This is a genomic window from Ralstonia pickettii, assembly GCF_016466415.2.
Lineage (GTDB): Bacteria > Pseudomonadota > Gammaproteobacteria > Burkholderiales > Burkholderiaceae > Ralstonia > Ralstonia pickettii.
The window spans coordinates 796,870-809,940 of the sequence record NZ_CP066772.2; the positions used below are offsets into that span (position 1 = coordinate 796,870).

Sequence of the window (13,071 nt, forward strand, 5' to 3'; positions counted from 1 at the left end):
GCGCCGAGGGGGAAACAGTCAATGAGCGAGAAACACATCCTGGTGGTGGACGATTCCACGTCGATCCGCCGCATGATTGCCGCGTGCCTGCGCGAGTGCGGCTTTGCCGTGACGGAAGCCGGGGACGGCACCGCCGCGCTGGAAGCCGCGCGCGCACTGGCCCAGGGCAGCCACCACCTTGTGATTACCGACCAGGTGATGCCGTCGATGGACGGCCTGACCCTCATCCGCGCCCTGCGCACGTTGCCGGCCTACGCCGACACCCCGATCCTCATGCTGACCACTGAGGCAGACAGCACCATCCGCGACCAGGCACGCGCTGCCGGCGCGACGGGCTTTCTGCCCAAGCCGTTCGACCCGGATGGGCTGACGGATTCGGTGATGCAGTTGCTCGAATGGCATGCGCAGACCCACGGGTCTGCATCGACGCATTAAACGACCGAGACGACAGATATGAACCTCGACCTTAGCCAGTTTTTCGGCGCCTTTTTCGAAGAGGCGGAAGAGCTGCTCGTCGACATGGAGCGGCTGCTGCTCAACCTCGATGTCGCCAATCCTTCTTCTGATGATCTGAACGCCATCTTCCGCTGCGCGCACTCCATCAAGGGTGGTGCTGCAACGTTCGGTTTCACACACATGACGGAACTCACGCATGTGGCCGAATCGATTCTGGACCGCGCCCGCACCGGTACCCTGCAGCTGCGCGAAAACATGGTGGATGCCTTCCTGGAAACGAAAGACGTGTTGAAAAGCCAACTTGATGCCTACCGGCAAGAGCACCCTATCGATACGGCCACGCTCGAATACATGGTGGCCAAGCTCAACAGCCTGACCGCCGACGAAGGCGCCCCTGTTGCCGCCGCGCCGGCAGCTGCGACGCCCGCGGCGACGCCCGAACCGGTGGCTGCGCCCCAGCCTGAGCCGATGGTGGTCGAGGCGGCTGCGGCCGAAGCCGTGGGCGACATCGAAGGCGGTCTGGACATCAAGCTCATCGACGTCTCGAACGAAGACTGCGAGCTGATCGTCACCGAACTCAAGCACCTGGGCACCGTGCTGCGCCACGCGCGCACCGGCCGCAACAGCGACATCGTGCTGCAGAGCACCTGCACCGCCGACGACATCATCGCGGTGAGCTGCTTCATCATCGATGCCGACCAGATCGTCATCACACCGCACGTCGGTGGCGCGGCGCCGGCCGCTGAGGCCGCTGCGCAGGTGGTGGCTGCACCGACGCCCGCCGCCGCACAGACGGAAGTCCACGCTCCGGCTGCCAATGAAGCTGCGCCCGTGCAGGCGGCTGCCGTTGCCGCTGCTGCCGCCCCGATGCCGGCCCGTCCGGCTGCCGCCGATCACAAGCCGGCCGTGGCTGCCGAAACGTCGATCCGCGTGGGCGTGGAAAAGGTCGACCAGCTGATCAACCTGGTAGGCGAACTCGTCATCACGCAGGCCATGCTGGCGCAAACCGCGCAGGCCTTCGACCCGGTGCTCAACGAGCGCCTGTTTGCCGGCCTGTCGCAGCTCACGCGCAACGCGCGCGACCTCCAAGAGGCCGCCATGTCCATCCGCATGATGCCGATGGACTATGTGTTCAACCGCTTCCCGCGTCTGGTGCGCGACCTGGCGCACAAGCTGGGCAAGCAGGTCGAGCTGTCGACGTTCGGCAAGTCGACCGAACTGGACAAGGGCCTGATCGAACGGATCATCGATCCGCTCACGCACCTGGTGCGCAACAGCCTGGACCACGGCATCGAACTGCCTGAGGCCCGCGTGGCCGCCGGCAAGGACGCCACCGGCCAACTGCTGCTGTCTGCTGCCCACCAGGGCGGCAACATCGTCATCGAGGTGAGCGACGACGGCCAGGGCCTGAACCGCGACAAGATCCTCAAGAAGGCGCGCGAGCGCGGTCTGCCCGTGTCGGACAACATGACCGACGACGAGATCAACCAGCTGATCTTCGCGCCGGGCTTCTCCACGGCTGACCAGGTGACGGATGTGTCCGGCCGCGGCGTCGGCATGGACGTGGTCAAGCAGAACATCCAGTCGATGGGCGGCTACGTCGAGATCCAGTCGCAAAAGGGCAAGGGCACCACGATCCGCATCGTGCTGCCGCTCACGCTGGCGATCCTGGACGGCATGTCGGTCAAGACCGGCGACGAAGTGTTCATCCTCCCGCTGTCGTGCGTGGCCGAATCCCTGCAGCCGCGTCCGGAAGACATCAAGGCCGTGCCGGGCGGCGGTCGCCTGCTGAAGGTGCGCAACGAATACCTGACGCTGGTGCCGATGTACGAACGCTTCCGCATCACGCCGTCGCTGCCCAATCCGTCGGAAGGCATCGTCGTGATTCTGGATTCGGAAGGCAAGAAGATTGCGCTGCAGGTGGACGAACTGGTCGGCCAGCAGCAGGTGGTGGTCAAGAACCTCGAGACCAACTACCGCCGCGTGCCCGGCATTTCGGGCGCGACCATCCTGGGCGACGGCAGCGTGGCCCTGATCGTCGATGTGTCGGCACTGATGCGCGAGACCCGCTCGGGCCATTCAGAAAACGCGATGCGTGCCGTTACTGCCGAGAAGCACGAGATGGGCGAAGCACAGGGCGGTCGTTTCTCGACCGAGGCGATGGCCGCAGCATAAGCGTCCACGTCTGACAGGGTGGGATCGGCCACCCGGCAACGAATTCAATCTAGTGGCCCAACGGGCCGAGGGGAGCCGCAATGGAAGTCAAGGAACACGCGATCGGCGAAGACACCGGCGGGGAGGAATACCTGGCCTTCACGCTGGGCCGCGAGGAATACGGCATCGACATCCTGAAGGTGCAGGAAATCCGCGGCTACGAGACCGTCACGCGCATCGCCAATGCACCCGACTTCATCAAGGGTGTGATCAACCTGCGCGGCATCATCGTGCCGATCGTTGATCTGCGCATCAAGTTCCAGCTCGATCGTGTCGAATACAACCAGTACACCGTCGTCATCATCCTGAACCTGAAGGACCGTGTGGTCGGCATCGTGGTGGATGGCGTGTCGGACGTGCTGACGCTGCAAAGCCAGCAGATCAAGCCGGCGCCGGAGTTTTCGGGCGCGCTGGACACGGAATACATCCGTGGCCTGGGCTCGATCGACGAGCGCATGCTGATCCTGGTGGACATCGAGCGCCTGCTGATGTCGGCCGACATGGCGCTGTGCGACGAAGCAGAAGCCGCCTGATCGCAACATGAATCCAGCCGGGGCACGGGCGACGTGCTCACGGCATATGAAGGCTGGGCCAACTGGGCCCAGCGGGCGACAAGACACCGTAAGAACAGGTGCGGCGCCGTAAGGGGAGGGAAGCATGTTCAGCAAAATGACCATCCGGCTCCGCTTGGGGCTGATGATGGCGGGCATCGGTGTGCTCGCCGTCATCGTGGGCGTGACGGGCCTGATCGGCATGCGGCACGCCAATACCCGCGTTCAGGACGGCTATGCCGTGCAGTTGGCGGGCACCGTGGCATTGGCCGAATCCGATTCCAATCTCCTGAGCTTCCGCATCGTGCTGGATCGTGCAGCCATGGCGCCCAATGCGCCCGGCATGGAAAAGACGATCGAGCGCGCCCAGATGTTCCTCGACAAGTCCGACGCCGCCTGGAAGCGCTACCGTGCGCTGCCCACCCCGGCAGACGAACGCAAGCTGGCCGACGAGGCCCAGGGCCTGCGTGAAGCGTTTCTGCGTGATGGCGCACAGGTGTTGATGCAAGCCGTGCAAGCGCACGATGAAGCGCGCATCAACAAGACGGTCATGGACGTCATGCCGGCGCTGTACCGCCCCCTTGGCGACAAGGTCGCGGCGCTCAACCGATTGCAGATGGACGTGGCCAAAACCAGCTACGAAGCCAGCCAGGCAGAACAGCACAATCTCAGCGCCCTCACCACAGGCCTGCTGCTGGGCGGCATTCTGGTGGGCGGGCTGCTGACGTGGGCGCTACGCCGTTCGATCACGCTGCCGTTGATGCGCGCCATCGAAACGGCCGAGCACATTACGCAGGGCGACCTTACGCACACCATCCAGGTGGATCGCGCCGATGAAACCGGCCGCCTGCTGCGCGCACTGCAACGCATGCAGGACAGCCTGCAGAAGATGGTGGGGCAGGTGCGCTCGGGTTCCGACTCGATCGCCAGCGCCACGCAGCAGATTGCTGCCGGCAATGCGGACCTCTCGCAGCGCACCGAGCAGCAGGCTTCGGCGCTGGAAGAAACCGCATCGAGCATGGAAGAACTGACGAGCATCGTGCGTCAGAACGCCGACAACGCGCGTCAGGCCAGCACGCTGGCCGGCAATGCATCGGACATCGCCGTCAAGGGCGGTGAAGTGGTTGGCCGGGTGGTGGACACCATGGCCGGCATCAACGCCAGCAGCAAGAAGATCGCCGACATCATCGGCGTGATTGAAGGCATTGCCTTTCAGACGAACATCCTGGCCCTGAATGCGGCGGTCGAAGCCGCCCGCGCAGGCGAGCAGGGCCGCGGCTTTGCGGTGGTGGCAGGCGAAGTGCGCAGCCTGGCCCAGCGCTCGGCCACGGCTGCGAAGGAAATCAAGGAACTCATCAGCGATTCGGTTGGCCGCGTTGAAAACGGCACGACGCTGGTGGCGGAAGCGGGCAGCGTGATCGACGAAGTGGTGGTCGCCGTCAAGCGCGTGACGGACATCATGGGCGAGATCAGCTCCGCATCGGACGAACAGAGCGCGGGTATCGAGCAAGTCAACCGGGCCGTCACGCAGATGGACGAAGGCACGCAGCAGAACGCCGCGCTGGTGGAGCAGGCTGCTGCCGCGGCGATGTCGCTGCAGGAGCAGGCCAGCGGGCTGCGCCAGGCTGTGGAGGCGTTCCGCACGCAAGCGGGCGCGCAGGCCAACGTGGTACCCGCAGTGTCGGTGGCCGCGCGCGTGGCAGCCAAGCCGGCATTGAAAGCCAAGGCCGTGCCCCGCCGTGCCGCCAAGCCGAAGGCCGCAGGCCGAAATGCCGCTGAACCCATCGCGCAGACCGGGGCTGCAACTGCAGCGCCGGCCTCCGCCAAGGAACAACAACGCGAGCGCACCGCCGCCGCTGCCGAGACCAAAGCGGCTGCGTCAGCGCCCAAGTTGCCCGTACCCAAGCTCGTTGCCGCAGGCGGCGACGATAGCGACTGGGAGACCTTTTGACCATGTATGCACGGGATCTTCGCTGCTCGCGAAAGCTCTCTCGTGTGTGTTTGTGGTGTGCAGCCTGCCCTCCGGGGCAGGTTTTTTTTGCCTGGGCTAGTGCCCACTGAAGCCGGGGTGACCCCCCACTGAAGTGGCATGACCCCACGGCGGTTCTAAAGAGCCGTCCCCCGCAGGCCGATAGCGGTAGGGGGCATATAAAAACAGGAAGAGGTAGACAACATGGGTTGGATCAAGCGTTTGCCGGTGTCCACGGTACTCACCGGTGGTTTCCTGATCGTGGCGGCCATGGGCGCGGCCATCGGCGGGTTGGGCATCTATACGATCACGCAGTTGACAAAGGCCAGCGAAGAGCTGGCGCAAAAGCAGATGCGCGCCATCACGCAGATGGGCAGCGCGGCCAACAGCCTGGCGCATGCCAGCCGTGCGCAGACCGCATTGCTGATTGCCACCACGCTCACCGAGCGCAAGACGCTCAGCACGCAGATCGCCGACAGCATGCAGCACCTGAAAGACGGGGTGGAGAACGTGCGCCCGCTGTTCACGTCGGACGAAGGCAAGAAGATGATCCGCGAGGTCGATGCGATCTACCCCGTCTGGGGCAAGCGCATGACCGATTTCGTTGCACTGATGGACAAGCAGGGCCTGGACCCGACCCAGTTCGACAGTCGCGTCACGGCCGAGAACGTCGGCCTGCTGGACGACACCGCCGCGTTTGAAAAGACGCTCGACAAGATGGTCAAGCGTGTGGAAGAGGTCTCCGCCGCGTCCACCGTCAAGGCCCGCGACGATGCACACCGCTCGCGCCTGATGATGATGGTGATGGCCTGTGCAGGTGCGCTGCTCGGCATCGTGCTGGGCCTGGTCATTGCGCGCCGGCTGTCGCGCCAGTTGGGCGGTGAGCCTTCGTACGCGGCCGAGATCGCGCGCCGAATTGCCGCCGGCGATCTGGCCGTGCACGTGCAGACCCGCCCCGGCGACCATGACAGCATGCTGTTCGCCATGGCGCAGATGCAGCAGCAACTGACCGGCACGATCACCAACATCAAGAGTTCTGCCGATTCCATTGCCAGCGCCACCAAGCAGATCGCGGCCGGCAACGCAGACTTGTCGCAGCGCACGGAAGAGCAGGCCTCGTCGCTGGAGGAAACCGCTTCCAGCATGGAAGAGCTGACCAGCATCGTGAAGCAGAACGCCGACAACGCGCGCCAAGCCAGCCAACTGGCCGGCAGCGCGTCGGACATCGCCGTCAAGGGCGGCGAAGTGGTGGGCCGCGTGGTCGAAACCATGGCCGGCATCAACGCCAGCAGCAAGAAGATCGCCGACATCATCGGCGTGATCGAGGGCATTGCGTTCCAGACCAACATCCTGGCGCTGAATGCCGCCGTGGAAGCGGCGCGCGCGGGCGAGCAGGGACGCGGTTTTGCAGTGGTGGCCGGCGAGGTGCGCAGCCTCGCGCAGCGCTCGGCCACGGCGGCCAAGGAGATCAAGGAGCTGATCGGCGATTCGGTGGGCCGTGTGCGCAACGGGTCGGCCCTGGTGGCCGAAGCCGGCACGGTGATCGAGGAGGTGGTAGTGGCCGTGCGCCGGGTGACCGACATCATGGGCGAGATTTCCGCCGCGTCGGACGAGCAAAGCTCCGGCATCGAACAGGTCAACCAGGCCGTGAACCAGATGGACGAGGTCACGCAGCAGAACGCCGCGCTGGTGGAGCAAGCCGCCGCCGCCGCCCTGTCGCTGGAAGAGCAGGCGCAACTGCTGCGCAATGCCGTGGCGACGTTCCGCACCGATGCCTCGGCCGAGTTGGCCGTGGCGGCGCCGATTGCCGTTGCAGCGCCAGCCGTGCGCAGCGAAGCCCGCCCCCAGAAGACCGAAGTGGTGCCCTCTGTTGCGCGCGCCTTGGCGTCGCGCAAAGCCGCCAAGCCGGCTGTGTTACCGGAGGCTGCCCCCGAGCAGGTTGCCGGCCCGGCTGCCGAGCAAGGAGAAAAAGCGCCTCACGATGCACATGCACCGATTGTGCCGGTGGCTGCCGCCGTCGTTTCGGCAGCCGCTTCGGAGGCCGTCGTCGCCCCGGCCCTCAAGCTGACCACCGGTTCTGCCGATGAAGATGATTGGAGCACCTTCTGACGCCAGCCTCGCCCACAGCAAACTTGGCGCGGCCTGCGGTAACGGTGCCCGCCAACGACTGAGAGCGGGCATCAAGACTCGCCAAACACGGGGTTAGTTATCCATGGCAGCACAAAACTTGGCGCCAGTTTCGCCGACGCTCGCGTCGCGCGAGTTTTCATTCACCGCCGAAGATTTCGGCCGCATCCGCGACCTGATCTACCGGCGCGTCGGCATCTCGCTGTCCGACCGCAAGAGTGAAATGGTCTACAGCCGGCTGGCCCGCCGCCTGCGTGTGGTCAACTTCGGCTCGTTCCGCGACTACCTCGATGCACTGGAAAAAGGCCACCTGCCCGACGAGTGGGAGGCCTTTACCAACGCGCTGACCACCAACCTCACCGCGTTCTTCCGCGAGCAGCATCACTTCCCGATCCTGCACGAGCACGCCAAGGCCAAGCGCACGCCGTTCACCGTGTGGTGTTCGGCGTCGTCGACGGGCGAAGAGCCGTACTCGATCGCCATCACGCTGGCCGAAGCCTTTGGCTCGATGTCGCCCAGCCAGGTGAGCGTGATCGCCTCGGATGTGGATACCAACGCGCTGGCCCGCGCCCGCGCCGGCATCTATCCGATGGAGCGCGTCGCGGCCCTGTCGCCCGAGCGCCTGAAGAAGTACTTCCTGCGCGGTACCGGCAAGCAGGAGGGCTATGCCCGGGTGCGGCCCGAACTGCAGGCCATGATCGACTTTCGCCAGATCAACCTGCTCGAACGCGATTGGCCGTTGCAGCAGAAGTTCGACGTGATCTTCTGCCGCAACGTGATGATCTATTTCGACAAGCCCACGCAGGCCAAGATTCTTGAGCATTTCATCGACGTGATGAAACCCGATGGCCTGCTGTTTGCCGGCCATTCGGAGAGCTTCCTGCAGGTCACCAAGGCGTGGTCGCTGCGCGGCAAGACCGTGTACGAAGTCGCGCCCGAACTGCGCGCCAGGATGGGGGCACGATGATCGAATTCTGCAAACGCGCGACGCCGCAATCGGCCGCCGATGCCGTGCGCGGCGACAGCGGCATGGCCAGCGGCATGAGCGCTGGCGCCATGGCCACGCTCGCGCAATCGGCGGCCAGCACCCACGCCTACTACGACACCACCTTCAGCCGGCGCGCCATGAAAGTGCTGCCCGGCGAGTATTCCGTCACCACCGAAGACCTGATGCTGGTCACGGTGCTCGGCTCGTGCGTGTCCGCCTGCGTGCGCGACAAGACCCTCGGCATTGGCGGCATGAACCATTTCATGCTGCCTTCGCGCAACGAAGGGGAATCGATCCTGTCGCCCTCCATGCGCTACGGCACGCATGCCATGGAAGTGCTGCTCAACCAGCTCTACAAGGCGGGCGCCAAGCGCGAGCGCCTGGAGATCAAGGTATTTGGCGGCGCCGCAGTCTTGGCCGGCATGAGCACGCTCGACGTGGGCGAGCGCAACGGCAAGTTCGTGCTCGAATTCCTGCGCAACGAAGGCCTGACCGTGGCCGCCAAAGACCTCTTTGACGTACACCCGCGCAAGGTGTATTTCGTACCGTCCACCGGCCAGATCATGGTGCGCAAGCTGCGCTCGCAGAACACGGCGGCCGAGCTGGACAGCGAGGCGCAATACGCCAGCAAGCTGTCGAAGTCCATCACGACAAAGCCCGCCTCGCGCCTGCAACTATTCACTTAGGAGACCGCTGAAAAACGATTCTGACGGCCCAACGCCGCCTTGCCGTACGACTTGTACTGCCTGCGTCGGCGCTGATCCATCAGAACCGCTTCGCTTCGTTTTGCAACGGTCTCAACATTCAGAAGACTTGCTCCCAAACATGAACGACAAACGCAAGATTCAGGTGCTGTGCATCGACGATTCCGCACTGATCCGCAGCATCCTGAAGGAGATCATCAACAGCCAGCCGGATATGGAAGTGGTGGGTGTGGCGCCCGACCCGATCATCGCGCGCGACCTCATCAAGCAGACCAATCCGGACGTGCTCACGCTGGACGTCGAAATGCCGAAGATGGACGGCCTCGACTTCCTGGAAAAGCTCATGCGCCTGCGCCCGACGCCGGTGGTCATGATCTCGTCGCTGACGGAGCGCGGTTCTGAAGCCACGCTGCGCGCGCTGGAGCTGGGCGCGGTGGATTTTGTCGCCAAGCCCAAGCTGGGTATGCGCGACGGCATGAACGAATACGCCGACCAGATCGCCGACAAGATCCGCGCGGCGGCTCGCGCAAAGCTGCGTCCGCGTACCCCCGCTCCGGTTCCCGTGGCGGGCGCGGCCACAGCGTCGGCACCCGGCGCACACGTTCGCGCCGACCACGCTGCGGCAACGCCGGCAACTGCGCGTACCCATTTCTCGTCGACGGAAAAGCTGATCATCGTGGGCGCTTCCACCGGCGGCACCGAGGCGATCAAGGATTTCCTGATGGAAATGCCGCCCGACTGCCCCGGCATCCTGATCGTGCAGCACATGCCGGCAGGTTTCACCACCTCGTTCGCCAAGCGGCTGGACGGCCTGTGCCGTATCCGCGTGAAGGAAGCCGCGCACGGTGAACGTGTGCTGCCGGGTCACGCCTACATTGCCCCGGGCGACATGCACCTCTCACTGGGCCGCAGCGGCGCCAACTACGTCACCGAGCTGGACCAGGGCCCGCCGGTCAACCGCCATCGCCCGGCGGTGGACGTGCTGTTCCGCTCCGCCGCGCGCAACGCCGGGGCCAACGCCCTGGGCGTCATCCTCACCGGCATGGGCAAGGACGGCGCGGTGGGCATGCTGGAGATGCGCAACGCCGGTGCCTACAACGTCGCGCAGGACGAGGCGTCCTGTGTGGTGTACGGCATGCCCAAGGAGGCGGTGGCCCACGGCGGCGTGCACGAAGTCCTGCCGCTGTCGCAGATCGGCCCGCACGTGCTGGCCAAGCTGTCGGCCCACGGCCGCGTGACGCGGGTTTAACGCCCGATTTTGCGGGTACATTGGTTGCGGGGCGCAGCAGTCAGGCGCCCCGCACCATTCCGGCGCTCAAGAATCGGCCCCAGGCGCCGATAAGATTGCCAAGGAAGCCCGAAACCCCCCAATTCAGTTAGTTTGCGGAGATTGTGTCCATGGACAAGAGCCAGTACCGATTCCTCGTCGTCGACGATTTCCCGACGATGCGCCGGATCGTGCGTAACCTGCTCAAGGAACTTGGTTTTTCCAACGTCGACGAGGCCGAAGACGGCGCCGCCGGCCTGGCCAAGGTCAAGGAAGGCCGGTTTGATTTCGTGATCTCGGACTGGAACATGCCCAACATGGATGGCCTGCAGATGCTGCAGAGCATCCGTGGCGACGCCAACCCCGTCATCAGCAAGATGCCGGTGCTGATGGTGACGGCCGAAGCCAAGAAGGAAAACATCATCGCCGCCGCCCAGGCAGGAGCCAACGGCTACGTGGTCAAGCCCTTTACGGCTGCCACGCTGGACGAAAAGCTGGGCAAGATTTTCGAGAAACTCGAAAAGGGGGCGTGATGAGCGAGATGCACGATGGCGCCCAGGCGCCCGCCGCCGAAGGTGCAGACCACGGCGACATGCCCGAAATGCTCCAGCGCATCGGCCACCTCACGCGCATGCTGCGTGAAAGCATGCGCGAGCTGGGCCTGGACAAGGGTGTCGAGAAGGCTGCATCGGCCATCCCCGACGCACGCGACCGCCTGAATTACATCGCCAACATGACCGAGCAGGCGGCCACCCGCGTGCTCAACGCCATCGACGCAGCGCGGCCCGTGCAGGACGCGCTGGAGTCCGACTCCCAGGCGCTGGTCAACCGCTGGCAGTCGTGGATGGACCGCCAACTGGGCGACGACGAGATCCGCGAGCTGGTGGGCCAGACCAACGGCTTCCTGCGCAGCGTTCCTGAAAAAACGCGCGACACGAACCAGCAACTCATGGAAATCCTGATGGCCCAGGACTTCCAGGACTTGACCGGTCAGGTGATCAAGAAGGTGCTGGATGTCGTCCAGCTCATCGAAAGCCAGCTGGTCGGCATCCTGCTCGACAACGCGCCGGAACACCTGCGCGTGGAAGCCGCGCAGGTTGCGACGTCGCTGCTCAACGGTCCGCAGATCAATCCGGACCATCCGGACGTGGTTGCCAACCAGGAACAGGTGGACGACCTGCTGGAAAGCCTCGGGTTCTGAACCTGCGTTGCCTGGCCCTCGCAGTCGCGAGGGCCGGTACTCCTTCTGCCGAACCCTGAGCGGGCGGCATCAACGTCAACTGCTTGCAGAGAACTGCCGCAAGCGCGTTGCCATTCCGGCCGACATCCATGGCCGAACTCCAGAACCTACGATCAGGGCATCCACGCGTGCGAGCATCGGTGCAAGCATCCGCTGCCCGGTGGCGGTGCCCGCTGCCATGATTGCCGCGCCAAGGCCGTTGACGTCGTCAACGTCGCGACCGATCAGGGTTACGCCATGGGGCCCATGCGCAGGCAGACCCGTTTCCGGATCGAGAACGTGATGAAAGCGCTGACCGTTGTGCATAAAGTAACGCTCGTAGTCTCCGGATGACGCCACAACCCCGTCACTGAGCGTGACCACGCCCAGCAGTCGCTCCGGCGCAAGCGGATCGCGCAGTCCGACGCGCCATTCGTGACCTTGCAGCTTCCCGCTGGCCACCACATCGCCTCCACCGTTGATCATGGCATCGCGTATGCCGTGTTGCCGTAGCACGCGCATGCCTGCCTCCAGGATCGGCAGCTTGGCAATGCCGCCAAGATCCAGCCTCATCCCCGGGCGTCGCAAGTAGACGCTGCAGTGGCGCTCTTCCAGAACGACGTCTCGATAGTTGACGAAGCGGCGCTCACGCGCCAGTTCGCTGCTGCTCGGAATGCGGCTGTGCTCCGGATCAAAATTCCAGCCGGAGTACGCGCCGACGGTGATATCGAAGGCGCCGCGGCTTTGCTCCGAGACCTGTCGGGCAAGCTTGAACACCGCCATGACTTCAGGTGCCACCGGCACGGGGTTCCGCCCCGCCGCGCGTGCCAGTGCGCTGACCTGGCTGTCGGGCCGGTAGCGGCTCATCAAGCATTCGAGTCGCGCCATCTCCACAAAGGCAGCGCGCATGGCCGCACCGGCGGCGCCCGGTCTCGCGTCTTGCGCAATGATGTCGATTTGAGTGCCCAGCAATTGAGTGGATGCGCGCTCCACAGTGGGGTCTGCCAGGGCCGGCCGTACGAACATGCCGACGGCCAGCAGGGGCACCCCCGCCAGGCAGCGCCGGCGGCCCAGGTTGGAAGGGGGCAGCGGATGCATGGCGCTACTGCGACTTCGCCACCATGTAGTCAACCGCAGCCTTGATGGCGTCGTCCGGCAAGGTCGATCCACCGCGTGCGGGCATGGCCCCCTTGTTGCCGTTGAAGCCCTCCAGTGCGTGCTTGTAAAGGGTGCCCTTACCTTGTGCGATGCGAGGCCCCCAGTCGGCCTTGTCGCCCGGCTTTGGTGCCCCGGCAACCCCTGCGGCGTGGCACATCGAGCAGACGTTGGCGAAGGTGCGCTTACCCAGCGCATTCTCCGGTTCCGCTGCTGCGGCCACCGTCGTTGCGGCGGGGGGTGTGCTGGTTTGTACCGGCGCGGGTGCCGCAGCGGTGGAGGCCGCGGGCGCGGCGGGTTCCTTCTGGCCACAGGCCGCAAGAACGGCACCGCAAATCAACATCAGCCCTAGGGTGGTTTTCGTGCGCATGGAAATCTCCTTGAGTCGGCGCGGGGTCCGCAAATGAACACGAATCGCATT

General features: G+C 64.8%; 12 protein-coding genes. 10 read left to right on the forward strand and 2 right to left on the reverse strand.

Annotated features, from left to right (window positions below):
* Nucleotides 1–21: 21 nt before the first annotated feature.
* From RP6297_RS19850 to cheZ, 10 genes are all read left to right on the forward strand, one after another.
* Entirely contained in the window at nucleotides 22–435 is a 414-nt protein-coding gene (locus RP6297_RS19850; RefSeq protein ID WP_009240461.1) for a response regulator, read from the forward strand.
* An 18-nt stretch (nucleotides 436–453) separates the two neighbouring features.
* The gene (cheA, locus tag RP6297_RS19855; RefSeq protein ID WP_009240462.1) at nucleotides 454–2,631 is read left to right on the forward strand and encodes a chemotaxis protein CheA; all 2,178 of its coding nucleotides are present in this window, start codon (nucleotides 454–456) and stop codon (nucleotides 2,629–2,631) included.
* A gap of 80 nt (nucleotides 2,632–2,711) precedes the next feature.
* The gene (locus tag RP6297_RS19860) at nucleotides 2,712–3,203 is read left to right on the forward strand and encodes a chemotaxis protein CheW (RefSeq protein ID WP_009240463.1); all 492 of its coding nucleotides are present in this window, start codon (nucleotides 2,712–2,714) and stop codon (nucleotides 3,201–3,203) included.
* 124 nt (nucleotides 3,204–3,327) lie between these two features.
* Nucleotides 3,328–5,172 (forward strand): methyl-accepting chemotaxis protein, encoded by a 1,845-nt coding sequence (locus tag RP6297_RS19865; protein WP_009240464.1) that lies wholly within the window; start codon nucleotides 3,328–3,330, stop codon nucleotides 5,170–5,172.
* Nucleotides 5,173–5,394: 222 nt separating this feature from the next.
* Complete coding sequence (locus tag RP6297_RS19870; protein ID WP_009240465.1) at nucleotides 5,395–7,299, forward strand: methyl-accepting chemotaxis protein; 1,905 nt, start codon at nucleotides 5,395–5,397, stop codon at nucleotides 7,297–7,299.
* 103 nt (nucleotides 7,300–7,402) lie between these two features.
* A complete protein-coding gene (locus tag RP6297_RS19875; RefSeq protein WP_009240466.1) occupies nucleotides 7,403–8,284 on the forward strand; it encodes a CheR family methyltransferase in 882 nt (293 codons plus the stop codon).
* A gap of 89 nt (nucleotides 8,285–8,373) precedes the next feature.
* Nucleotides 8,374–8,991, forward strand: coding sequence for a chemoreceptor glutamine deamidase CheD (gene cheD, locus RP6297_RS19880; protein WP_037028864.1), 618 nt, complete (start codon nucleotides 8,374–8,376; stop codon nucleotides 8,989–8,991).
* Nucleotides 8,992–9,130: 139 nt separating this feature from the next.
* Nucleotides 9,131–10,258, forward strand: coding sequence for a protein-glutamate methylesterase/protein-glutamine glutaminase (locus RP6297_RS19885; RefSeq protein WP_009240468.1), 1,128 nt, complete (start codon nucleotides 9,131–9,133; stop codon nucleotides 10,256–10,258).
* Nucleotides 10,259–10,407: 149 nt separating this feature from the next.
* Nucleotides 10,408–10,809, forward strand: coding sequence for a chemotaxis response regulator CheY (gene cheY / locus RP6297_RS19890; protein WP_009240469.1), 402 nt, complete (start codon nucleotides 10,408–10,410; stop codon nucleotides 10,807–10,809).
* Nucleotides 10,809–11,477, forward strand: a complete 669-nt coding sequence (cheZ, locus tag RP6297_RS19895; protein ID WP_009240470.1) for a protein phosphatase CheZ — start codon at nucleotides 10,809–10,811, stop codon at nucleotides 11,475–11,477. The genes cheY and cheZ overlap by 1 nt, the downstream gene beginning before the upstream one ends.
* A gap of 75 nt (nucleotides 11,478–11,552) precedes the next feature.
* Here cheZ and RP6297_RS19900 read toward each other — a convergent pair whose 3' ends face one another.
* On the reverse strand, nucleotides 11,553–12,593 hold the full coding sequence (locus RP6297_RS19900; protein ID WP_009240471.1) for an FAD:protein FMN transferase: 1,041 nt from the start codon (nucleotides 12,591–12,593) through the stop codon (nucleotides 11,553–11,555).
* A 4-nt stretch (nucleotides 12,594–12,597) separates the two neighbouring features.
* Nucleotides 12,598–13,020: a c-type cytochrome gene (locus tag RP6297_RS19905; RefSeq protein ID WP_009240472.1), complete on the reverse strand. Its 423-nt coding sequence runs from the start codon at nucleotides 13,018–13,020 to the stop codon at nucleotides 12,598–12,600.
* Between the last annotated feature and the right edge of the window lie 51 nt (nucleotides 13,021–13,071).